Genomic DNA, 22,641 nt, shown 5'->3' with positions numbered 1-22,641 from the left:
TGCTCAGTGGGGCTCGCCCCGGGTGAGTTCCCGGTACTCCTCGGCCGTCGGCTTCTCGATGCGCGCGTCGGGCCCGAACATGGCCTTCGACAGCCGGGCGCGCAGCCGCTGCGACCGCCTGACCCGGCGGCGGACCCCGCCCGCGTCGACCAGGGGCCCGATCTCGTACGGCGGGTTCTGCTCGTGCTGGGTGAGGGTGAACAGCTCCGCCTGCGACAGGGGGGCGTGCGTCTCGACGTACTCGCCGTTGGGGAGCCGTTTGACGGTGCCGGTCTCCCTGCCGTGCAGCACCTTGGCGCGGTCCCGGCGCTGCAGGCCCATGCAGATCTTCTTGGTGACGACGAAGGCGAGGACGGGGACGGCGAAGACGGCGATCCGCACGAACCAGGTGATGGCGTTGATGGACAGGTGCAGGTGGGTGGCCACGATGTCGTTGCCGCCGCCGATCAGCAGCACGGTGTACAGGCTGAGCCAGGCCACGCCCAGTGCGGTGCGCACGGGCGCGTTGCGCGGCCGGTCCAGGATGTGGTGCTCGCGCTTGTCGCCCGTGATCCACGCCTCGACGAAGGGGTAGACCCCGATGGCGATCATGACGAGCGGGAACAGCGCGAACGGGATGAACACGCCCGGCACGAGCGTGTGGCCCCACAGGTCGATCTCCCATCCCGGCATCACCCGGATCAGCCCCTCGGAGAAGCCGAGGTACCAGTCGGGCTGGGCGCCGGTGGTGACGAGGTCGGGCCGGTAGGGGCCGAAGGCCCACACGGGGTTGATCTGGGCGAGGGCGCCCATCAGCGCGAGGACGCCGAAGACGAGGAAGAAGAAGCCGCCCGCCTTGGCGAGGTACACCGGCAGGAAGGGCATGCCGACGACACTCTTCTCGGTGCGGCCGGGGCCCGGGTACTGGGTGTGCTTGTGGTGGAAGACCAGGATCAGGTGGGCGGCCACCAGGCCGAGCATGATCCCGGGCAGCAGCAGGATGTGGATCGGGTACAGCCGGGCGATGAAGTCCTCCCCGGGGAACTCCCCGCCGAACAGGAAGAACGCCAGGTACGTCCCCACCACCGGGACGGACAGGATCGCGCCGTGCGCGAAGCGCAGGCCGGTGCCGGACAGCAGGTCGTCGGGCAGGGAGTAGCCGGTCAGGCCGGTGATGATGCCGAGCATCAGCAGCGACCAGCCGAACAGCCAGTTGACCTCGCGCGGCTTGCGGAAGGCGCCGGTGAAGAACACCCGCATCATGTGCACGAGCATGGCGGTGACGAAGACCAGCGCGGCCCAGTGGTGGATCTGCCGGATCAGCAGCCCGCCGCGCACGTCGAAGCTGATGTCGAGGGCGGACTCGTACGCGCGGGTCATGACGATCCCGTTGAGCGGTGTGTAGGAGCCCCGGTAGACGACCTCGGCGCTGCTCGGCTCGAAGAACAGGGTGAGGTAGACACCGGTGAGGATCAGGACGAGGAAGCTGTAGAGGCTGACCTCGCCCAGCATGAAGGACCAGTGGTCCGGGAAGACCTTGCGCATGTTGGCCTTGGCCACCGCGTAGATCCCGAGCCGGCCGTCGGCCCAGTCCGCGAGCCTGCCGCCCGGACCGGAGGCGTCCTCGCGCGGGGAGTCCGCCGTCCGGTACTTCGGTCGTGCGCCGTCGCCCATGGGTCGTCGCCCTCCGCGTCGCTTCCCTTCAGCGTGCCACGGCACCGGGACCGCGCCAACGCGGCGAGGAGTGCGGCTGGGCCGTCGGGACGAGCCGGCCGCGCCCCCGCGGCGGTCAGGCGGACCGTACGATCCCCTGCGCCCGGGCGGCCACCAGCCACTTCGGGAACTCGCCGACCAGGCGGTCGTACAGCTCCGCGTCGGAGAGCCGCCGCGGGTCGGCGCCGGCGTGGAAGAAGCCGGCGTTGTCGACGGCCCGCTTCCCCGGCACGGCCAGTTCGTCGAGCCGGCGCAGGAAGTCGAACTGCCTGCTGTCCGGGTCCCCGAAGCCGATGAACTGCCAGAACAGCGGCAGCCTGGCCGCCTTGCACAGGTACCGCTCCGCGGCGAGCTTGTTGATCGGCCCGCCGTCGGTCTGGAAGACCACCAGGGCGGGTTCGGCCGTGCCGCTGTCGAGGTAGTGGTCGATGACCGCGTCCATGGCCAGGTGGTAGCTGGTCTTGCCCATGTGCCCGAGTCCGGCCACGATCCGTTCGACGCTGCCCCGGTGGCCGGCGAGCGGGATCTCGGTGACCGCGTCGACGTCCGTGGAGAAGAACACCACCGGCACGGTGCCGTCGTCGTCGAGGTGCGCCGACAGTCCGAGCACCCGGTCGGCGAGCGCCTGCACGGTGCCGTCCCGGTAGTACGGCTTCATGGACCCCGAGTGGTCGACGACCAGGTAGACCGCGGCCCGCAGCCCGTCCAGCCCGTGCTTGCGCAGGGACACCCCGGCGCTCCGGTACGGGGCGACCAGCGCGGGCGCGGTCTCCTCCACCGTGCGCAGACTGATCGCGGCCATGCGTGTTCCCCCCTGGATCACCGGACGTGCAGGCCGAGAGTACGGCACCCGCGGCCCCTGCTCTCAGCCCGTCCACAGGTGTTCGATATTTTGTTCGCCGCCGCCCCCGCCGGGCCGGTGCGGACACGGGTCCGGCGAACCGCCTCGTGGCGGTGCTGCCGTGGCCGCCGGTCTCCGCGGGACTCGCCTCCCGGCAGGGCCACCCCGGCGGTCTGCCGGCGGGCGGCGCGGTGCCCCTGGCGTACGCTTACGCGCCCCGCGACCGCCGTGCGCCGGCGCGGACGGGGGCGTACGTCGGGCTGCCGCTGGTGACGGTGGCCGTGACGGCGGTCAAGGTGAACAAACCGACAGGCGTAGGTGGTCCCCAGTGAAACGTTCCGGTGTGCTGTTTCTCGCCGCCGTTCCGGTCGTCGCCACGGCGGCGGCCTACTTCCTGGTGTCTCCGGACTCCGGCGAGGCCCCGGCCCGGCCGCGGGTCTCCTCGGCCCAGGAGGCCCGGGAGGAGGCCAAGGACCGGGCCGAGCACGAACGGGCGGCGGACGACAAGGTGATCGCCGGCCTGCCGGCGGGCCTGGCCGACCCCGCGAAGAAGGAGCTGGCGCAGCGGATCCTGGCGAGCGCCCAGCAGTCCACCCTGGACTGGCGCAGCCTGTACGGCTCCATCGAGGACCTCGGCGACGGCCGGGGCTACACGGCGGGCGTCGTCGGCTTCTGCACCGGCACGCACGACCTGCTCGCCCTGGTCGAGCGGTACACCGAGGAGCACCCCGGCAACGGCCTGGCCCGCTATCTGCCCGCCCTGCGGAAGGTCGACGGCACGGACTCCCACGAGGGCCTGGACCCCGGGTTCACCGCCGCCTGGCAGGCGGAGGCGGAGCTGCCGGCCTTCCGCGCGGCCCAGGAGGAGGAGCGCGACCGCGTCTACTTCGACCCGGCGGTCCGCCTCGCCAAGCTGGACGGCCTGGGCACGCTCGGCCAGTTCGTGTACTACGACGCCCTGGTCTTCCACGGCCCGGACACCCACCCGCACGGCTTCTACGGCCTGCGCGAGCGGGTGCTGCGCACGGCGAAGACCCCGGCCGCGGGCGGCAGCGAGAAGGCGTACCTGGCCGCCTTCCTCGACGTCCGCCGCGCGGTCATGACCGACCGCCACCCGGGCGCGGACACCAGCCGCATCGACACCGCCCAGCGCCGCTTCCTGGACGAGGGCAACCTGGAGCTCCGGACGCCGCTGGTGTGGCAGACGTACGGGGACACGTTCAGGGTGCCGTGACCGGCCCGGCACGCGCGACGGCGCCCGCCCTTCGTCCGGTCGGGGACAGGGGCGGGCGCCGTCTCGGGAGGGTCTGGGGGGCATGCCCCCCAGATGACCCGCCCGCACGCCGTTGTGCGGGACGTCCGGGGGTGACCCTCGGGTCACCCGGGCCCGTCAGACCGCCAGGGCGCGGTCCGTCGGGCGGATCGGGGCCGGCAGGTCGCTGGCGCCCGTGAGGAAGCGGTCCACGCCGCGGGCGGCCGAGCGGCCCTCCGCGATGGCCCAGACGATGAGCGACTGGCCGCGGCCGGCGTCACCGGCGACGAACACGCCCGGCACGTTGGTCTGGAAGTCGGCGTCGCGGGCGATGTTGCCGCGCGCGTCGAGCTCCAGGCCGAGCTGCTCGACCAGGCCGTTCTCCCGGTCGGTGCCGGTGAAGCCCATGGCGAGGGTGACCAGCTGGGCCGGGATCTTGCGCTCGGTGCCCGGCTTCTGGGTCAGCTTGCCGTCGACGAACTCCACCTCGGTCAGGTGCAGCCACTGGACGTTGCCGTCCTCGTCGCCCTCGAAGTGGGTGGTGGAGACGGAGTAGACCCGCTCGCCGCCCTCCTCGTGCGCCGAGGTGACCTTGTAGAGCATCGGGAAGGTCGGCCACGGCTGGGAGACCGGGTTCCGCTCCTCGTTCGGGCGGGGCATGATCTCCAGCTGCGTGACGGAGGCCGCGCCCTGGCGGTGGGCGGTGCCCACGCAGTCGGCGCCGGTGTCGCCGCCGCCGATGACGACGACGTGCTTGCCCTCGGCCGAGACCGGCGGGGAGACGTAGTCGCCCTCCTGGACCTTGTTGGCCAGCGGCAGGTACTCCATCGCCTGGTAGACGCCCTTGAGCTCGCGGCCCGGCACCGGCAGGTCGCGCGCGGTGGTGGCGCCGACGGCCAGCACCACGGCGTCGTACCGCTTGCGCAGGTCCGTCGCCTTCAGGTCGCGGCCGATCTCGATGCCGGTGCGGAAGCGGGTGCCCTCCGCGCGCATCTGCTCGATGCGGCGGTTGATGTGCCGCTTCTCCATCTTGAACTCGGGGATGCCGTACCGCAGGAGGCCTCCGACGCGGTCCGCGCGCTCGTAGACGGCGACGGTGTGGCCGGCCCGGGTCAGCTGCTGGGCGGCGGCCAGGCCCGCGGGGCCGGAGCCGATGACGGCGACGGTCTTGCCCGACAGGCGCTCGGGGATCTGCGGGGCGACGTCCCCGGTCTCCCACGCCTTGTCGATGATCGAGACCTCGACGTTCTTGATGGTGACCGGCGGCTGGTTGATGCCGAGCACGCACGCCGACTCGCAGGGAGCGGGGCACAGCCGGCCCGTGAACTCCGGGAAGTTGTTGGTGGCGTGCAGGCGCTCCTGCGCGGCCGACCAGTCCTCGCGGTAGGCGTAGTCGTTCCACTCGGGGATGAGGTTCCCCAGCGGACAGCCGTTGTGGCAGAACGGGATGCCGCAGTCCATGCACCGGCTGGCCTGCTTGCTGATGATCGGCAGCAGGGAGCCGGGGACGTAGACCTCGTTCCAGTCCCTGACGCGCTCCTCGACCGGGCGGGACTTGGCGACCTCGCGGCCGTGGTTCAGAAAGCCCTTCGGGTCAGCCATTGATCGCCGCCTCCATCATCTTCTCGGTGATCTCGGTCTCGGACAGACCGGCTCGCTCGGCGGCGTCCTTGGCGGCGAGCACTGCCTTGTACGTACTGGGGATGATCTTGCTGAAGCGCTCCACGGCGGTGTCCCACTCGGCGAGCAGCTTCTCGGCGACGGTCGAGCCCGTCTCCTCGTGGTGCCGGCGGACGACGTCGTGCAGCCACTGCCGGTCGGCGTCGTCGAGCGCCTCGACGGCGCCCAGGTTGCCGGCGTTGACGTTGTCGCGGTCCAGGTCGATGACGTACGCGACGCCGCCGGACATGCCGGCCGCGAAGTTGCGGCCCGTCTCGCCGAGCACGACCGCGTGACCGCCGGTCATGTACTCGCAGCCGTGGTCGCCCACGCCCTCGGAGACGACCAGCGCGCCGGAGTTGCGGACGCAGAACCGCTCGCCGACCCGGCCCCGCAGGAACATCTCGCCGCCGGTGGCGCCGTAGCCGATGGTGTTGCCGGCGATGACGCTGTACTCGGCGAGGTGGTCGGCCGCGCGGTCCGGGCGGACCACGATGCGGCCGCCCGAGAGGCCCTTGCCGACGTAGTCGTTGGCGTCGCCCTCCAGGCGCAGCGTGACACCGCGCGGGACGAAGGCGCCGAAGGACTGGCCGGCGGAGCCGGTGAAGGTGATGTCGATGGTGTCGTCGGGCAGGCCCGCGCCGCCGAACTTCTTCGTCACCTCGTGGCCGAGCATGGTGCCGACCGTGCGGTTGATGTTGCGGATCGCGACCTGGGCGCGCACCGGCTGGGCGTCGGTGGCGGAGTTCGCGGCCAGCGCGTCGGCGGCGAGCCGGATCAGCTCGTTGTCGAGCGCCTTCTCCAGGCCGTGGTCCTGGGCGACGACCTGGTGGCGGACCGCGCCCTCGGGCAGCTCGGGCACGTGGAACAGCGGGGCCAGGTTCAGGCCCTGCGCCTTCCAGTGGTTCACCGCGCGGGTGACGTCGAGGACCTCGGCGTGGCCGACGGCCTCCTCGATGGAGCGGAAGCCCAGCTCGGCCAGCAGCTCGCGGACCTCCTCGGCGATGAACTGGAAGAAGTTCACGACGAACTCGGCCTTGCCGGAGAACCGCTCGCGCAGCACCGGGTTCTGCGTGGCGATGCCGACCGGGCAGGTGTCCAGGTGGCAGACGCGCATCATGACGCAGCCGGAGACGACGAGCGGCGCGGTCGCGAAACCGAACTCCTCGGCGCCGAGCAGCGCGGCGATGACGACGTCGCGGCCGGTCTTGAGCTGGCCGTCGGTCTGCACCACGATCCGGTCGCGCAGGCCGTTGAGCAGCAGCGTCTGCTGGGTCTCGGCCAGGCCGAGCTCCCAGGGACCGCCGGCGTGCTTCAGCGAGGTGAGCGGCGAGGCGCCGGTGCCGCCGTCGTGGCCGGAGATGAGCACCACGTCCGCGTGCGCCTTGGAGACGCCCGCGGCGACCGTGCCGACGCCGACCTCGGAGACCAGCTTGACGTGAATGCGCGCCTGGGGGTTGGCGTTCTTCAGGTCGTGGATCAGCTGGGCCAGGTCCTCGATGGAGTAGATGTCGTGGTGCGGCGGCGGCGAGATGAGGCCGACGCCGGGCGTCGAGTGACGCGTCTTGGCGACCCACGGGTAGACCTTGTGGCCGGGCAGCTGGCCGCCCTCGCCGGGCTTGGCGCCCTGGGCCATCTTGATCTGGATGTCGTCGGAGTTGACCAGGTACTCGGAGGTCACGCCGAAGCGGCCGGAGGCGACCTGCTTGATGCTGGACCGGCGCGCCGGGTCGTACAGGCGCTCCGGGTCCTCGCCGCCCTCACCGGTGTTGGACTTGCCGCCCAGCTGGTTCATGGCGATGGCGAGGGTCTCGTGCGCCTCCTTGGAGATGGAGCCGTACGACATGGCGCCCGTCGAGAACCGCTTGACGATCTCGGAGACCGGCTCGACCTCCTCGATCGGGATGGGGCCCCGGTCGGACTTGAAGCCGAACAGGCCGCGCAGCGTCATCAGGCGCTCGGACTGCTCGTTCACGCGCTCGGTGTACTGCTTGAAGATGTCGTAGCGGCCGGTGCGCGTGGAGTGCTGGAGGCGGAAGACCGTCTCCGGGTCGAACAGGTGCGGCTCGCCCTCGCGGCGCCACTGGTACTCGCCGCCGATCTCCAGCGCGCGGTGCGCGGGAGCGATGCCGGAGGCCGGGTAGGCCTTGGCGTGGCGGGCGGCGACCTCCTTGGCGATGACGTCGATGCCGACGCCGCCGATCTTGGTGGCGGTGCCGTTGAAGTACTTCTCCACGAAGCCCTCGTCGAGGCCGACGGCCTCGAAGACCTGGGCGCCGCGGTAGGAGGCGACGGTCGAGATGCCCATCTTGGACATGACCTTCAGCACGCCCTTGCCGAGCGCGTAGATCAGGTTGCGGATGGCCTGCTCGGGCTCGACGCCGGGCAGGAAGGTGCCCGCGCGGACCAGGTCCTCGACGGACTCCATGGCCAGGTACGGGTTGACCGCGGCGGCGCCGTAGCCGATGAGCAGGGCGACGTGGTGGACCTCGCGGACGTCGCCGGCCTCGACCAGCAGGCCCACCTGGGTGCGCTGCTTGGTGCGGATGAGGTGGTGGTGGACGGCCGCGGTGAGCAGCAGCGACGGGATCGGGGCGTGCTCGGCGTCCGAGTGGCGGTCGGACAGGACGATCAGGCGGGCGCCGTTCTCGATGGCCGCGTCGGCCTCGGCGCAGATCTCCTCGATGCGGGCGGCCAGCGCGTCGCCGCCGCCGTGCACCCGGTACAGGCCGGACAGGGTCGCGGCCTTGAAGCCGGGCATGTCGCCGTCGGCGTTGATGTGGATGAGCTTGGCCAGCTCGTCGTTGTCGATCACCGGGAAGGGCAGGACGACGCTGCGGCAGGACGCGGCGGACGGCTCCAGCAGGTTGCCCTGCGGGCCGAGCGAGCTGCGCAGCGAGGTAACGAGCTCCTCGCGGATGGCGTCCAGCGGCGGGTTGGTGACCTGCGCGAACAGCTGGGTGAAGTAGTCGAAGAGCAGGCGCGGGCGCTCGCTCAGCGCGGCGATCGGCGAGTCGGTGCCCATCGAGCCGATCGGCTCGGCACCGGCCTTGGCCATCGGCGCGAGGATGACGCGCAGCTCCTCCTCGGTGTACCCGAAGGTCTGCTGGCGGCGGGTGACCGAGGCGTGCGTGTGCACGATGTGCTCGCGCTCGGGCAGGTCGGACAGCTCGATCTCGCCGGCCTCCAGCCACTCCGCGTAGGGGTTCTCCGCGGCGAGCTGGGCCTTGATCTCGTCGTCCTCGATGATGCGGTGCTCGGCGGTGTCGACGAGGAACATGCGGCCGGGCTGCAGGCGGCCCTTGCGGACGACCTTGGCGGGGTCGATGTCCAGGACGCCGACCTCGGAGCCGAGGACGACCAGGCCGTCGTCGGTGACCCAGTAGCGGCCGGGGCGCAGACCGTTGCGGTCGAGCACGGCGCCGACCTGGGTGCCGTCGGTGAAGGTGACGCAGGCGGGGCCGTCCCAGGGCTCCATCATCGTGGAGTGGAACTGGTAGAAGGCGCGCCGGGCCGGGTCCATGGAGTCGTGGTTCTCCCACGCCTCCGGGATCATCATCAGCACGGAGTGCGGCAGCGACCGGCCGCCCAGGTGCAGCAGCTCCAGGACCTCGTCGAAGGAGGCGGAGTCGGAGGCGTCGGGCGTGCAGATCGGGAAGATCCGGTCGATCTTCTCCTGGTCGCCGAAGAGGTCGGAGACGATCTGGGACTCGCGGGCCGCCATCCAGTTGCGGTTGCCCTTGACCGTGTTGATCTCGCCGTTGTGCGCGACGAACCGGTAGGGGTGTGCCAGCGGCCACGACGGGAAGGTGTTGGTCGAGAACCGGGAGTGCACGAGCGCGATCGCGGAGGCGAAGCGGCGGTCGGACAGGTCCGGGAAGAAGGGCTCCAGCTGGCCGGTGGTCAGCATGCCCTTGTAGACGATCGTGCGGGAGGACAGCGAGGGGAAGTAGACGCCGGCCTCGCGCTCGGCGCGCTTGCGCAGCACGAAGGCCCGGCGGTCGAGGTCCAGGCCCGTGGAGGCGCCGTCCGTGACGAAGATCTGCCGGAAGGCGGGCATCGTCGAGCGGGCGGTGGCGCCCAGCAGCTCGGGGGCGACGGGCACCTCGCGCCAGCCGAGGACGGTCAGGCCCTCGTCGCTCGCGATCGTCTCGATCCGCGCGACGGCGTCGGCGGTGGAGTCCTCCGGCAGGAAGGCGATGCCGACGGCGTAGGAACCGGCCTCGGGCAGGTCGAATCCGGCCACCTCGCGGAGGAAGGCGTCCGGCACCTGCGCGAGGATGCCCGCGCCGTCGCCGGAGTCCGGCTCGGAGCCGGTGGCGCCGCGGTGCTCCAGGTTGCGCAGCACGGTGAGGGCCTGCTCGACCAGCGTGTGGGACGCCTCGCCGGTGAGGGTGGCGACGAAGCCGACGCCGCAGGCGTCGTGCTCGTTGCGGGGGTCGTACATACCCTGCGCAGCAGGGCGAGCATCCATGAAGGACCAGTTCTGGCCATTCGCGGAGTGCTGGGACGGCTGGCGCGGCGTACGCATCGGCTCTCCCGTCGTCGTCATGTGGCTGGTGATGCTGCCTCCCGGGCACTGGGGCTCCGGGGGAACAGATGCCGAGGGACGACGTTGGCCCTCTGCGTAGGTGCAAAATTTCGTGCAGGTTACATGATGGAGCGGTTCTCGGGAACCGGGATAATCCGTTCCATCATGCGGACGCCGCAGGGGTCGCGGCGGGGTGCCGCACCCGGCGGCGGAAGCTGTGGGGACCGGCGCGGACTGATCGGTCGGATCGGTGTCCGGCGGCCCGAGGGGGCGGGAAGGGCGTCGTCGCCCACCCCGCGGGTGCGCGCTGCGGGCCTCATTGCCCACAGCGCTTACGGCTCATGCCCGATCGTTAAGCGGGCGAAACCAGTGAGTAACGGCTACTTATGCGGCCCAACGCATAAGTTCCAGTCGCGCTATCCTACGGCCGTTCCGAACAAGCTGCCCAGGACGTACGTCACACCGGCCGCCGCGCCGCCCAGGGCGAGCTGCCGCAGTCCGCTGAACCACCAGGTGCGCGCCGTCACCTTGGCCACCACCGCACCGCACAGGAACAGTCCGAGCAGCGCCAGGAGCACGGCCGGCCACAGGCTGCTCGCGCCGAGCAGGTACGGCAGGACGGGCAGCAGGGCGCCCACCGCGAAGGAGCCGAAGCTCGACACCGCGGCGACGGCCGGGGAGGGCAGGTCGGAGGGGTCGATGCCGAGCTCCTCCCGGGCGTGGATCTCCAGCGCCTGCTCGGGGTCCCGGGACAGCTGCCGGGCGACCTCGCGCGCCAGCTCCGGTTCGACGCCCCGGGCCTGGTAGAGCGCGGCGAGTTCGGCCTCCTCGTCCTGGGGGTGCTTCCTCAGCTCGCGCCGCTCGACGTCCAGCTCCGCCTCGACGAGCTCGCGCTGGGAGGCGACGGAGGTGTACTCGCCGGCGGCCATCGAGAAGGCGCCGGCGGCCAGGCCCGCGAGCCCGGACAGCACGACGGTCTGATGGCTGACCGAGCCGCCCGCGACACCGGTCATCAGGGCGAGGTTGGAGACCAGTCCGTCCATCGCGCCGAAGACGGCGGGGCGCAGCCAGCCGCCGTTGACGTCCCGGTGGGTGTGGTTGTCGCGGTGCGCCTCGTGCAGTGTCGCTTCGGTCTCGATGATGGCCATGCGGTCCCCCTGCGGTGGTGCGGACGTACGCGCCGAGCGCTTCTTTGGATTCGTTCTACTCTTCGACAACGCCCAAAGTACGCCTCGCCATTCCCGCCCGCCAGCAAGGAAAGGCTGGGCTAACCTGCGGTTTTACCCTTTGCCGCTCATTCGATGACGACCTTGCACATATGTCGACCGGGTGACGCTGGGGCCGGTGAGGCTGCGCCGGCCGCCCCACCGGGGACAGTTCCGCAAAGGACTCCCGTGTCCGGAGAGGAGGCCGGTATGGCGTCGATCGCCTGCACCCCCTCGGTCCCCGTGCCCGGGGACGCCGCCGAACTGCGTGAGCGGGCGCGCGGCGCGCTGCTCGGCCTGGCCGTCGGCGACGCCCTCGGGGCACCGGCCGAGAACATGAAGCCCTCCGAGATCCGGGCGAAGTGGGGCCGCATCACGGGGTTCGTCGTCGACCGCCCCGCGGGCACCGACGACACCGAGTACGCGATCTTCTCCGGCCTCCTGCTGGCCCGGCACGGCCGCGCGCTCACCCCGGCCCACGTCGAGGCGGCCTGGCACGAGTGGATCGCCGACCGCGAGGAGGGCCCGTTCCGCGGCGCCGGCTTCAGCGAACGCGGCACCCTGGAGAACCTGCGCCGGGGCCTGGCCGCCCCGATCTCCGCCCAGCACCGCCACGCCTGGAGCGACGGTCTGGCCATGCGCGCGGCGCCGCACGGCGTGTTCGCGGCGGGCCGCCCCGCGGAGGCGGCCCGCCTGGTGGCGATCGACGGCTCGGTGAGCCACGACGGCGAGGGCATCTACGGCGGCCAGGCGGTCGCGGCGGGGGTGGCGGCGGCGATGGCCGGCGCGCCGGTGACCGCGGTCGTGGCCGCGGCCCTCGCGGTCGTCCCGGACGACTCCTGGACCGCCCGCTCGCTGCGCCGGGCGGCGGCCGCCGCCCACCGGGGCGAGCGGGCGGTCCGCTCCGCGGTCGTCATCGGCGGCTACCCGTGGACCGACCTGGCCCCCGAGGCCGTCGCCCTCGCCTTCGGCGCGTACGCGGCCGCCGACGGCGACTTCAGGCAGGCCGTGCTGACGGCCGTGAACATGGGCCGCGACGCCGACACCACCGCGGCGGTCGCGGGCGCCCTGGCCGGCGCGACCCAGGGCGTCTCGGCGATCCCGCCCCCGTGGGCGGCGGCGATCGGCCCGGCCCGGGGCAGCTGCCTGCCGGCCATGGCGGGCCACCACGTCCTGGCGATCGCGGACCTGCTGACCGGCCACGACGGCGCCGTACTGCACACCGAACCCGTGCGGGGGAACGGCGCCGCACCTGCGGACCCGGCCGCGTACGCGCTGACGTCCCACGAGACGGAGACCGCCCCATGAGACCACCCGCCCCGGGGGACCAGGAGAACGCGGTGGGCACAGCCCACGTCACGATCGCCCACGCGCCGACGGCCCATCAGGCGGAGGGTGCTCCATGAGGCCGCCGGCCCCTTGGGGCGAGGGCGGGGCGGGCACCGTCACCGGCCCGGCGGCCGCCGACGGCGGGGACCCGCCGCCGGGGCCCTCCGCACCCGGCGGCCGAGGCCGCTCGGGCGGGCACACGGCGGCCGAAGGCGCAGCCGGGGCCACGTCCGCCCGGCCCCCGCGGGCACGCCGTGTCGAGGGCCTCCTGCTCGGCCTCGCCGCGGGCGACGCCGCCGGCTGGCCCGCCGCCCGGCACAGGGCGGCCCGCATGCCCGAGTGGACCCGCCGCCTCACCCGCGAGCTGGACCTCTTCGCCGAGCGGAACGCCACGACGACCCTTCCCGTGCCGATCGCCCTCAACCAGCCCCCCGAACCCCTGCGCCTCGGCCCCTCCGACGACGCCGAGTGGGCGGTCTTCGCCGCGGAGGCCGTCCTGCACGCCGGCGACGACACCGCCCTCGGCGACCTGAGCCGCGAACGCCGCACCCGCGCCGCCATCGACCTCACCTGGAGCGCCCTGGCCGCCGAGGTGGCCGCGGCCACCGAACGGGCCCCCGAGACCGAGTCGGCCGTCCTCCCCCTGCGCGCCCGCATCTCCGTACGGGCCGGACTGGGCAACCTCGCCACCGGCCTGCGCCCGCCCGCCACCGGACACGACAACCCGCACTACTTCGACGACGCGGCCTGCGTGCGCGCCTGCGTCCTGGCCGCGGCCCACCCCGGCGACCCGCGGCGCGCCGCCGCCCTGGCCGAGTTCGACGCCCGCTACACCCAGGACGGCGACGGGGTGCACGGGGCGCGGGCCATGGCGGCGGCCCTCGCGCTCGCCCTGGCGGGCGCGGACGTCGACGCCTGCGTCACCGCCGCGCTCGGCGAACTGCCCGAGGAGACGGAGATCGGCCGCAACGCCCGCCACGCCCTGGCGCTGGCCCGCGGCGCCGACAGCGCCTTCGCCCTGGTCCCGTCCCTGGAGCACCAGATCGTCGACCACGTCTACAGCTACGGCATCGCCGCCGCCGAGACCGTCCCGGTCGCCCTGGCCCTGGCGACCGCCGCCCGCGGCCGTATCGCGGAGGCGGTCCCCGCGGCGGCCTGCCTGTCCCGGGTGGCCGACTCCGCCCCGGCCCTGGCGGGCGCCCTGACCGGCGCGCTGGGCGGCGGCGCGGCGATCCCGGCGTCCTGGCGGGAGGCCTGCCGCACGCTCCCCGGCTGCGTCCTGCCCCGGCTCACCGGCACGGACCTGGTGGAACTCGCCGGACTGCTGGAAGCCGCGCAACCGGCCCCACCAGGAGGATGATTCGGGGCATGACCCCCACAGAGGAAGAAAGCACCCAGAGCCCGGGAGCCCGTCTGGACGAACGGATCACCGGCGCCCTGGTGGGAGCCGCCGTCGGCGACGCCCTCGGCGGTCCGGTCGAGGGCTACTCCCCGGAGCAGATCACCGAACGCCACGGCGGCCGCGTCCACGGCGTCGTCGGCCCCTGGAACGGCGAGGCCTGGCGCACCGCCCGCCCCCTCGCCCCCTACCACAAGGGCGACGGCCACGTCACCGACGACACCCTCATGACGCACGCGCTGGTCCGCGTGTACGCCGCGGTCCGCGACCACCTCGACGCCTACGCGGTCGCCGAGCACCTGGTCCCGGACCTGATGACGACCCCGCGCTGGATCCCGGAGCTGGAGAGCGAGGCCCTGCCCCTGCACCGGATCTTCCTGGCGGAGAAGTGGCTGGTGGCGCGGCTGCACTACGGCCACGTGGACCCGCGCGAGGCGGGCGTCGGCAACATCGTCAACTGCGGTGCCGCGATGTACATGGCCCCGGTCGGGCTGGTCAACGCGGCCCACCCGCGCGCCGCGTACGCCGAGGCGCTGGACGTCGCGGGCGCCCACCAGTCGTCGTACGGCCGTGAGGCGGCGGGCGTGTTCGCGGCGGCGGTGGCGGCGGCCTGCGCGCCCGGCGCCACCCCGGACTCGGTGGTCGCGGCCTGCCTGGCGCTGGCCAAGGACGGCACCCGGACCGCCGTCGAGCGGGTCTGCGAGGAGGCGTCCCGGCACCGGGACTTCGAGTCGGCGCTGCGCCCCCTGCGGGCGGCGGTCGCCCCGTACGACACGGTGGGCCCCGACTACCGCTCCCCCTCCCTGGGCGCCCGCCGCCCCTCGCGCCTGCACGCCGTCGAGGAGCTCCCCGTCGCGCTCGGCATGCTGGTCGTCGCCCGCGGCGACTACCGGCACGCGGTCCTCGGCGCCGTCAACTACGGCCGCGACTGCGACTCCATCGCCACGATGGCGGGCGCGCTGGCCGGGGCGCTCGGCTCGCCCGTCCCGGAGGACTGGGCGAAGACGGTGGCCGAGGCCAGCCGCCTGGACCTGTGGGAACCGGCGCGCACCCTCACCGCGACCGCCCGCGAGATCTTCGCGCGGGACGTCCGCCGGCGCCGCGCCCACGAGGACGCCTTCGCGGCACTCGGAGGCACCGGATGCTCCGACTGACCTGGGTCCAGCCGGAAGACCTGATCGGCCACGAGCTGCGGCAGGCGGCGCTGGACGGCCGCGAGGCGTCCGTGATCGCCGCGCGCTGGAGGGCGGCCGGCGGCGCGCCGGCCCCCGAACGGGCGGGCGCGTCCCCGCGGCCGCCCTCCCGCTACCTGCGGCAACTGGCGGAGGACCTGCTGGACGAACTGGCGGACCTGCCCGCCAGGTCGGCGGACGACGAGCCGACCGGCCTGGCCGGGATCAGGGCCCTGTGCCCCGACTGGCCCGCCCCGGCCGGCCGGAGGCCGGTGTCCCCGGCGGCCCTGGAGGCCGCCTGGCTGGGCCGGGCCGTCGGCTGCCTGCTGGGCAAGCCCGTGGAGAAACTCCCCCTCGACGGCATCCGCCGACTCGCCGCGGCCACCGGCAACTGGCCGCTGACCACGTACTTCACGGCCCGGGGAGTCCCCCCGGACCTCCTCGCCGCGTACCCCTGGAACCGCCGCTCGGCCCCCACCTCCCTGGCCGAGACCATCGACGGCATGCCCGAGGACGACGACCTCAACTACCCCTTGCTCAACCTCGTCCTCCTGCAGCGCCACGGCAGGGCCTTCACCACTGCGGACGTGGCCCGCGTCTGGCTCGACGAGCTCCCGGCCGGGCGGACCTTCACCGCCGAGCGCGTCGCCTACCGCAACCTGCTCACCGGCCTGGAGCCCCCGCGCACCGCCCGCCACCGCAACCCGTTCCGCGAGTGGATCGGCGCCCTGATCCGCGCCGACCTGCACGGCTGGACCAACCCCGGCGACCCGGCCGCCGCCGCCGAGCAGGCCCACCGCGACGCCACTCTCACCCACACCGCCAACGGCGTCTACGCGGCGATGTTCGCGGCGGCCGTCACCGCCGCCGCCGCGACCGGCGCCCACGACGTGCACGGCTGCCTGCGCACCGGCCTGTCGGTCGTCCCGCCGCGCTCCCGGCTGGCCCGGGCCGTGCGGCACGCGATCCGGCTGGCGCACGCCCACGAGGAGTTCGACACCGTCGTCGACCACCTGCACGCCGCCTACGGCGCGACGCACCACTGGGTGCACGCCGTCCCCAACACCGCCCTGATCGCCGCCGCCCTCACCCACGCCGACGGCGACTTCGGCGGCTCCGTCTGCCGCGCCGTCTCGGGCGGCTGGGACACCGACTCCAACGGCGCGACCGCCGGCGGCGTCGCCGCCCTCCTCGCCGGTTCCCCCGCCGCCCTGCCCGACCGCTGGACGGCCCCGCTCAAGAACCGGCTGGCCACCTCCGTCGGCGACTTCCACGGCACCGGCTTCGACACCCTGGCCCACCTCACGCACCTGGAGGCCTCCCGCCCATGACCCGGCCCGCCCCCGCCGCAGCGCAGGCACCCGCCGCCCCCCGGCCCGCCGCCCCGCTCACCGGCCTCCGCGTCCTCGACCTCGCCACCCTCTTCGCCGGCCCGCTCGCCGCCACCCTCCTCGGCGACTTCGGCGCGGAGGTCGTCAAGGTCGAGCACCCCGCCAAGCCCGACCCCTCCCGCGGCCACGGCCCGGCGAAGAACGGCGTGGGGCTGTGGTGGAAGCTGCTCGGCCGCAACAAGCGCACCATCACCCTGGACCTGTCGACGCCCGGCGGCCGCGCCACCCTGCTGCGCCTCGCCGCCGGCACCGACGTGATCATCGAGAACTTCCGCCCCGGCACCCTGGAGAAGTGGGAGCTGGGCTGGCCGGAGCTGTCGGCCGCCAACCCGCGCCTGGTCCTCGCCCGCGTCACCGGCTTCGGCCAGTTCGGCCCCTACGCCCACCGCCCCGGCTTCGGCACCCTGGCCGAGGCGATGAGCGGCTTCGCCGCGATCACCGGTGAGCCCGGGGCGCCCCCGACCCTGCCGCCGTTCGGCCTGGCGGACTCCATCGCGGGCCTGACCACGGCCTACGCCGTCATGACCGCGTTGGCCGCGCGCGAGCGCACCGGCGAGGGCCAGGTCGTCGACCTCGCCCTGATCGAGCCGATGCTGACCGCCCTGGGCCCCCAGCCGATCTGGTACGACCAGCTCGGCCACGTCCAGCCCCGCACCGGCAACCGCTCCCAGAACAACGCGCCGCGCAACACCTACCGCACCGCCGACGGCACCTGGGTCGCCGTCTCCACCTCGGCCCAGTCGGTCGCCGAACGCGTCATGCACCTGGTGGGCCGCCCGGAGCTGATCGACGAGCCGTGGTTCGCCACGGGCGCCGACCGGGCCCGCCACGCCGACGTCCTGGACGAGGCGGTCGGCGCCTGGATCGGCGCCCGCTCCCGCGCGGACGTTCTCGCGGCGTTCGAGAAGGCGGAGGCGGCGGTGGCCCCCGTCCAGGACGTCCGGGACGTGATGGCGGACCCGCAGTACCAGGCCCTGGACACGATCACCGCCGTGGACGACCCGGAGCTGGGCACCGTCCGCATGCAGAACGTCCTGTTCCGTCTCTCCGCCACCCCCGGCCGGATCCGCTGGGCCGGCCGCCCGCACGGCGCGGACACCGACGAGGTCCTGGCCGAGGCGGGCCTCACCCCCGACGAGGTGGCCGCCCTGCGCGCGGAGGGCGCGCTGTGACGTTCCCCCTCACCTGGCTGTACGCCCCGGGCGACCGCCCGCACGTGGTCGCCAAGGCCCTGCGCTCCGGCGCCGACGTGGTGGTGATCGACCTGGAGGACGCGGTCGCCCCCGACCGCAAACCGTACGCCCGCGCCGCCACCGCCGAACTGCTCCACGACCGGCCCCCCGTCCCGGTGCACGTCCGCGTCAACGCCCTCGGCGGCCCCTGGGCCGAGGCCGACCTCGCAGCCGTGATCCCGGCCCCGGGCCTGTCCGGACTCCGCCTCCCCAAGGTGTCCTCCCCCGCCGACGTCGTACGGGTCGCGCGCCGCGCGGTGTCCGCGCACGCGGGCCCGCTGCCGCTGTACGCGCTCCTGGAGACGGCCCTCGGCGTCGAGCACGCCTTCGCCGTCGCCACGGCCCACGCCTCCCTGCGCGGCATCGCGCTCGGCGAGGCCGACCTCGGCGCCGACCTGGGCGTCCGCGACGACGCGGGCCTCGACTGGTCCCGCTCCCGGGTGGTCGTCGCGGCCCGTGCGGCGGGCCTGCCCCCGCCGACGCAGTCCGTCCACCCCGACACCCGCGACCTGCGGTCCCTGGCCGCGTCCTGCGCGCACGGCCGCGCCCTGGGCTTCCTGGGCCGCGCGGCCATCCACCCCCGTCAGCTCCCGGTGATCGAGCGGGCGTACCTGCCCACCCTGCGGGAGATCGACCGGGCGGAGACGATCGTCAAGGCCGCCCTGGCCGAGCAGGGCGCCCAGGCGCTCCCGGACGGCACCTTCATCGACGCGGCGGTGGTGGCGGCGGCCCGCCGCACCCTGTCCCTGGCCCGCCGGGGCTGACCCGCACGCCGAGGGGCGCCCGGAAAGCTCCGGGCGCCCCTCGTGGCATCGTGCCGGCGTCAGCTCTTCTTCAGCGACCCGGCCCCGTCCTGCGCGTCCGCCTTCTCCCCGGCGTCGGACTTCTCCTCGGACGCGTCGCCGCCCCGCTTCCGCCCGGCGGGCTCCGCGTCGGACGTCCCGCCGTCCGCGGCCGCGCCGTCGGCGTCCACGCCCTCGGCGTCCGCCGTCCCGGCGTCCCCGCCGGAGGACCCGGCGCCCGGCTCCACGACCTCTTCCCGGCCGGGCCGCTTCTTCGCCGACAGCACGATGTAGACCACCGCGAGCACGAACACGACCATCGCGGTCCAGTTGTTCAGCCGCAGGCCGAGGATGTGGTGGGCGTCGTCGACGCGCATGTACTCGATCCAGAAGCGGCCCGCGCAGTACGCGGCGACGTACAGCGCGAACGCCCGGCCGTGGCCCAGCTTGAAGCGGCGGTCGGCCCAGACGACCAGCAGCGCGACGCCGACGCACCACAGCGACTCGTACAGGAACGTCGGGTGGTACGTGCCCGGAACCCGCCCGTCCGCCGAGGACGTGATCTCCAGCGCCCACGGCAGGTCGGTGGACCGCCCGTACAGTTCCTGGTTGAACCAGTTGCCCCAGCGGCCGATGGCCTGCGCGAGGGCGATGCCCGGCGCGACGGCGTCGGCGTACGCGGGCATCGGGATGCCCCGGCGCCGGCAGCCGATCCACGCGCCCAGCGCGCCGAGCGCGATCGCGCCCCAGATGCCGAGGCCGCCCTCCCAGATCTTGAAGGCGTCCACCCAGTCACGGCCCTCGCTGAAGTACAGCTCGTAGTCCGTGATCACGTGGTAGAGCCGGCCGCCGACCAGGCCGAACGGCACGGCCCAGACGGCGATGTCGGCGACCGTGCCGGCCCGCCCACCCCGGGCGATCCAGCGCCTGTTGCCGAGCCAGACGGCGACGAAGACGCCGGCGATGATGCAGAACGCGTAGCCGCGCAGCGGAATGGGGCCGAGGTACAGCACCCCGCGCGAAGGGCTGGGAATGTAGGCAAGTTCCATGGCAAGGTCGACGCTACCGTGCCGGGCCGGACCCACGGCGGGCAGCCCGGCAACGGCTCCATAACAGGCGGCGCCTCAGCCCTTCGCGGCCTGCTGCACGAGCTGCTTCAGCTTGGCGGGGGTCATCGTGCGGTCCTGGTAGATGTTCTTGCCGTCCAGCAGCACGGTCGGGGTGCCGGAGAAGTCGCCGTCGCGGAAGGCCTGGTGCGACTTGGCGACCCAGCCGTCGTGCGTGCCGTCCTCGACGCAGGTGCGGAAGGCGGGCGTGTCCAGGCCGTCGACCTTGCCGGCCAGCTCGATCAGTTTGTCGTTCTCCGCGTAGGCGTCGTCGATCTCCCGGGGCTGGTTGTCGAACAGCACGTCGTGGTACGCGGTGAACTTCCCGGCGTCCTGGGCGCAGGCCGCGGCGTTGGCCGAGGCGCCGGAGCCGGTGCCGCCCATGTTGCCGTCGATGAGGGTGACCAGGTGGTACTCCACCTTCAGCTGCCCGGCGTCCGTCAGCTCGTGGATCGTGGGGCGGTACGCCTGCTCGAAGGCCTTGCAGGCCGGGCAGCGGAAGTCCTCCCACACCGTGAGCGTGGACGCGGCGGAGTCCTTGCCGACCGGGATCGCCAGGGCGTCCTTGCCCTGCGCGCCCGAGGGCGCCACGACCGGGCCCGCGTCGGCGCCGTCGTCCTTGCCGGCGTTGGCGGCGACGACGCCGATCACCGCCGCGAGCCCCAGGACGCCGACGACGGTGGCGCCCACGATGAGCGTCCGCCGACGCCTCTCCGCGGACTTCTGCTTCTCACGCTCTTCCGCCAGCCGCTCCCGGGCGGTGCGCTTTCCCTCACGGTTCTTCTCGCTCACACCCCGCAGAACGAACCGGGGAGGCGCAGCGCGCCTCCCCGGTCCCAGGTCCACCCGTACGAGGGACCCGTGCGGTCTCCGGGCCGTCACACCCGGGGTGTCACGCCCGGCCGCGCACTCCGCGGGCGAGGTCGGCGGCGAGCGCGCGGACGGCCTCGACGCCGGCCTCCTCGTCCGGGGCGTCCAGCATCCGCTTGACGAACGCCGAGCCGACGATCACACCGTCGGCGAAGCCGGCGACCTCGGCGGCCTGGGCGGGGGTGGAGACGCCGAGTCCGACGCAGACCGGCAGGTCGGTGCCGGTGGCCCGGGTGCGTTCCACCAGGTCCCGGGCCTGCGAGCTGACCGACGCGCGGGTGCCGGTGACGCCCATCAGGGAGGCGGCGTAGACGAAGCCGCTGCCCGCCGCGGTGATCTCGGCGAGCCGTGCGTCCTTGCTGCTGGGGGCGACGACGAAGACGGTCGCGAGACCGTGCTTCTCGGCGTGCTCCCGCCACAGCGCCGACTCCTGGACGGGCAGGTCGGGCAGGATGCACCCGGCGCCGCCCGCCTCGGCGAGCTCGGCGGTGAAGCGCTCCACGCCGTAGCGGTCGACGGGGTTCCAGTACGTCATGACGAGGACGGGCTTGCCGGTGGCCTCGTGGGCCTCGCGGACCGTCCGCATGACGTCGGCGATCCTCACGCCGCCGCGCAGGGCGATGTCGTCGGCGGTCTGGATGACCGGGCCGTCGAGGACCGGGTCGCTGTGCGGCAGGCCCACCTCCACGACGTCGGCGCCGCCGTCGAAGACGGCCTTGATCGCCTCGATGCCGCCGTCCACGGTCGGGAACCCGGCCGGGAGGTAGGCGATGAGCGCCGCGCGCCCCTCGGACCGCGCCGCGGCGAGGGTGTCCGACAACAGCTGGATGTTCCCGCTCACTTGGCGTCCCCCTGGATCTCGGCGGTGCCGCCGGCCTCGTCGGCGGCGACCTCGGCGTCGGTGTCGTACAGGCCGAAGTAGCGCGCGGCGGTGTCCATGTCCTTGTCGCCGCGGCCGGAGAGGTTGACGACGATCAGGCCGTCCTCGCCCAGCTCCCTGCCGACCTCCAGGGCGCCGGCCAGCGCGTGGGCGCTCTCGATGGCCGGGATGATGCCCTCGGTGCGCGACAGCAGGCGCAGGGCCTGCATGGCCGCGTCGTCGGTGACCGCGCGGTACTCGCCGCGGCCGGAGTCCTTCAGGTACGCGTGCTCCGGTCCGATGCCGGGGTAGTCCAGACCGGCCGAGATGGAGTACGGCTCGGTGATTTGGCCCTCGTCGTCCTGGAGGACGTACGAGCGCGAGCCGTGCAGGATGCCGGGCTCGCCCGCGGTCAGGGTCGCCGCGTGCTCGCCGGTCTCGACGCCGTGCCCGGCGGGCTCGCAGCCGATGAGGCGGACGGAGGCGTCCGGGATGAACGCGTGGAACAGGCCGATGGCGTTGGAACCGCCGCCGACGCAGGCGACGGCGGCGTCCGGCAGGCGTCCGGCGCGCTCCAGGAGCTGGCGGCGGGCCTCGACGCCGATCACGCGGTGGAAGTCGCGGACCATGGCCGGGAAGGGGTGGGGCCCGGCGACGGTCCCGAAGAGGTAGTGGGTGTGGTCGACGTTGGCGACCCAGTCGCGGAACGCCTCGTTGATGGCGTCCTTCAGGGTGCGGCTGCCGGACTTCACGGCGATGACCTCGGCGCCGAGCATGCGCATCCGGGCCACGTTCAGGGCCTGGCGCTGCGTGTCGATCTCGCCCATGTAGATGGTGCAGTCGAGGCCGAACAGGGCGCACGCGGTGGCGGTGGCGACGCCGTGCTGCCCGGCGCCGGTCTCGGCGATCACCCGGGTCTTGCCCATGCGCCTGGTGAGCAGGGCCTGGCCGAGCACGTTGTTGATCTTGTGGGAGCCGGTGTGGTTGAGGTCCTCCCGCTTGAGGAAGACGCGGGCGCCGCCGGCGTGCTCGGCGAACCGGGGCACCTCGGTGAGGGCGCTCGGGCGGCCGGTGTAGTGGACCAGCAGGTCGTCGAGTTCGCGGGCGAACTCGGGGTCGTGCTTGGCCTTGTCGTACTCGACGGCGACCTCGTCCACGGCGGCGACGAGCGCCTCCGGGATGAACTTGCCGCCGAACGCGCCGAAGTAGCCGTCGGCGCCGGGGACCCGACCCTCGGGGTCGGGAACGAAGAACTCGCTGGGCATGCGGAAACCTCACGGTGAGTGTGTTGTCGACACTGGTCGCCGTGGGGGGCGGGGTG

General features: G+C 73.6%; 16 protein-coding genes. 7 read left to right on the top strand and 9 right to left on the bottom strand.

Features of this window, described 5'->3' with window-relative positions; genetic code table 11:
- Positions 1-3: 3 nt before the first annotated feature.
- Positions 4-1,653 (bottom strand): cytochrome bc complex cytochrome b subunit, encoded by a 1,650-nt coding sequence (locus ACIF8T_RS04285; protein ID WP_400030945.1) that lies wholly within the window; start codon positions 1,651-1,653, stop codon positions 4-6.
- A 115-nt stretch (positions 1,654-1,768) separates the two neighbouring features.
- Positions 1,769-2,494: a vWA domain-containing protein gene (locus tag ACIF8T_RS04280; RefSeq protein ID WP_400030943.1), complete on the bottom strand. Its 726-nt coding sequence runs from the start codon at positions 2,492-2,494 to the stop codon at positions 1,769-1,771.
- 367 nt (positions 2,495-2,861) lie between these two features.
- Here ACIF8T_RS04280 and ACIF8T_RS04275 point away from each other — a divergent pair, with 367 nt between their 5' ends.
- Complete coding sequence (locus tag ACIF8T_RS04275) at positions 2,862-3,767, top strand: chitosanase (protein WP_400030941.1); 906 nt, start codon at positions 2,862-2,864, stop codon at positions 3,765-3,767.
- Positions 3,768-3,923: 156 nt separating this feature from the next.
- Here the strand turns inward: ACIF8T_RS04275 and ACIF8T_RS04270 are convergent, their stop codons facing one another.
- From ACIF8T_RS04270 to ACIF8T_RS04260, 3 genes are all read right to left on the bottom strand, one after another.
- The gene (locus ACIF8T_RS04270) at positions 3,924-5,387 is read right to left on the bottom strand and encodes a glutamate synthase subunit beta (RefSeq protein ID WP_400030939.1); all 1,464 of its coding nucleotides are present in this window, start codon (positions 5,385-5,387) and stop codon (positions 3,924-3,926) included.
- A complete protein-coding gene (gene gltB, locus ACIF8T_RS04265) occupies positions 5,380-9,975 on the bottom strand; it encodes a glutamate synthase large subunit (RefSeq protein WP_400031492.1) in 4,596 nt (1,531 codons plus the stop codon). Before gltB ends, ACIF8T_RS04270 begins: the two co-directional genes overlap by 8 nt.
- Positions 9,976-10,391: 416 nt before the next feature.
- Positions 10,392-11,123, bottom strand: coding sequence for a VIT1/CCC1 transporter family protein (locus ACIF8T_RS04260; RefSeq protein WP_400030937.1), 732 nt, complete (start codon positions 11,121-11,123; stop codon positions 10,392-10,394).
- A gap of 267 nt (positions 11,124-11,390) precedes the next feature.
- On the opposite strand from ACIF8T_RS04260, the gene ACIF8T_RS04255 reads away from it, so the two are divergent.
- The 6 genes from ACIF8T_RS04255 (at position 11,391) to ACIF8T_RS04230 (ending at position 18,467) form a co-directional block, all read left to right on the top strand.
- Complete coding sequence (locus tag ACIF8T_RS04255; RefSeq protein WP_400030935.1) at positions 11,391-12,488, top strand: ADP-ribosylglycohydrolase family protein; 1,098 nt, start codon at positions 11,391-11,393, stop codon at positions 12,486-12,488.
- Between the two features lie 94 nt (positions 12,489-12,582).
- A complete protein-coding gene (locus tag ACIF8T_RS04250) occupies positions 12,583-13,869 on the top strand; it encodes an ADP-ribosylglycohydrolase family protein (RefSeq protein ID WP_400030933.1) in 1,287 nt (428 codons plus the stop codon).
- A gap of 8 nt (positions 13,870-13,877) precedes the next feature.
- The gene (locus ACIF8T_RS04245) at positions 13,878-15,062 is read left to right on the top strand and encodes an ADP-ribosylglycohydrolase family protein (protein WP_400030931.1); all 1,185 of its coding nucleotides are present in this window, start codon (positions 13,878-13,880) and stop codon (positions 15,060-15,062) included.
- Entirely contained in the window at positions 15,050-16,411 is a 1,362-nt protein-coding gene (locus ACIF8T_RS04240) for an ADP-ribosylglycohydrolase family protein (protein WP_400030929.1), read from the top strand. The genes ACIF8T_RS04245 and ACIF8T_RS04240 overlap by 13 nt, the downstream gene beginning before the upstream one ends.
- Positions 16,408-17,643, top strand: a complete 1,236-nt coding sequence (locus ACIF8T_RS04235) for a CaiB/BaiF CoA transferase family protein (protein ID WP_400030927.1) — start codon at positions 16,408-16,410, stop codon at positions 17,641-17,643. Before ACIF8T_RS04240 ends, ACIF8T_RS04235 begins: the two co-directional genes overlap by 4 nt.
- Positions 17,640-18,467, top strand: coding sequence for an HpcH/HpaI aldolase/citrate lyase family protein (locus ACIF8T_RS04230; RefSeq protein ID WP_400030925.1), 828 nt, complete (start codon positions 17,640-17,642; stop codon positions 18,465-18,467). Before ACIF8T_RS04235 ends, ACIF8T_RS04230 begins: the two co-directional genes overlap by 4 nt.
- A gap of 59 nt (positions 18,468-18,526) precedes the next feature.
- On the opposite strand, the gene lgt is transcribed toward ACIF8T_RS04230, so the two are convergent.
- From lgt to trpB, 4 genes are all read right to left on the bottom strand, one after another.
- Complete coding sequence (gene lgt / locus ACIF8T_RS04225; RefSeq protein ID WP_400030923.1) at positions 18,527-19,534, bottom strand: prolipoprotein diacylglyceryl transferase; 1,008 nt, start codon at positions 19,532-19,534, stop codon at positions 18,527-18,529.
- 75 nt (positions 19,535-19,609) lie between these two features.
- Entirely contained in the window at positions 19,610-20,383 is a 774-nt protein-coding gene (locus ACIF8T_RS04220; RefSeq protein ID WP_400030921.1) for a DsbA family protein, read from the bottom strand.
- A 100-nt stretch (positions 20,384-20,483) separates the two neighbouring features.
- Positions 20,484-21,302, bottom strand: coding sequence for a tryptophan synthase subunit alpha (trpA, locus tag ACIF8T_RS04215; protein ID WP_400030919.1), 819 nt, complete (start codon positions 21,300-21,302; stop codon positions 20,484-20,486).
- Positions 21,299-22,585: a tryptophan synthase subunit beta gene (gene trpB / locus ACIF8T_RS04210; RefSeq protein ID WP_400030917.1), complete on the bottom strand. Its 1,287-nt coding sequence runs from the start codon at positions 22,583-22,585 to the stop codon at positions 21,299-21,301. Before trpB ends, trpA begins: the two co-directional genes overlap by 4 nt.
- Positions 22,586-22,641 lie beyond the last annotated feature (56 nt).

The sequence above is a fragment of the Streptomyces sp. NPDC085946 genome (assembly GCF_044540485.1).
Classification (GTDB): domain Bacteria; phylum Actinomycetota; class Actinomycetes; order Streptomycetales; family Streptomycetaceae; genus Streptomyces.
Note: the sequence above shows the minus strand (reverse complement) of the source record. Positions and strands in the feature narration are given on the sequence as shown.

What these genes read in the sequence shown, in the direction of transcription:
- lgt (WP_400030923.1), bottom strand. Translation starts at nt 19,534, where the DNA reads ATGGAACTTGCCTACATTCCCAGCCCTTCGCGCGGGGTGCTGTACCTC.
- ACIF8T_RS04260 (WP_400030937.1), bottom strand. Translation starts at nt 11,123, where the DNA reads ATGGCCATCATCGAGACCGAAGCGACACTGCACGAGGCGCACCGCGAC.
- trpB (WP_400030917.1), bottom strand. Translation starts at nt 22,585, where the DNA reads ATGCCCAGCGAGTTCTTCGTTCCCGACCCCGAGGGTCGGGTCCCCGGC.
- ACIF8T_RS04280 (WP_400030943.1), bottom strand. Translation starts at nt 2,494, where the DNA reads ATGGCCGCGATCAGTCTGCGCACGGTGGAGGAGACCGCGCCCGCGCTG.
- ACIF8T_RS04240 (WP_400030929.1), top strand. Translation starts at nt 15,050, where the DNA reads ATGCTCCGACTGACCTGGGTCCAGCCGGAAGACCTGATCGGCCACGAG.
- ACIF8T_RS04245 (WP_400030931.1), top strand. Translation starts at nt 13,878, where the DNA reads ATGACCCCCACAGAGGAAGAAAGCACCCAGAGCCCGGGAGCCCGTCTG.
- gltB (WP_400031492.1), bottom strand. Translation starts at nt 9,975, where the DNA reads ATGCGTACGCCGCGCCAGCCGTCCCAGCACTCCGCGAATGGCCAGAAC.
- ACIF8T_RS04250 (WP_400030933.1), top strand. Translation starts at nt 12,583, where the DNA reads ATGAGGCCGCCGGCCCCTTGGGGCGAGGGCGGGGCGGGCACCGTCACC.
- ACIF8T_RS04235 (WP_400030927.1), top strand. Translation starts at nt 16,408, where the DNA reads ATGACCCGGCCCGCCCCCGCCGCAGCGCAGGCACCCGCCGCCCCCCGG.
- ACIF8T_RS04255 (WP_400030935.1), top strand. Translation starts at nt 11,391, where the DNA reads ATGGCGTCGATCGCCTGCACCCCCTCGGTCCCCGTGCCCGGGGACGCC.
- ACIF8T_RS04285 (WP_400030945.1), bottom strand. Translation starts at nt 1,653, where the DNA reads ATGGGCGACGGCGCACGACCGAAGTACCGGACGGCGGACTCCCCGCGC.
- ACIF8T_RS04270 (WP_400030939.1), bottom strand. Translation starts at nt 5,387, where the DNA reads ATGGCTGACCCGAAGGGCTTTCTGAACCACGGCCGCGAGGTCGCCAAG.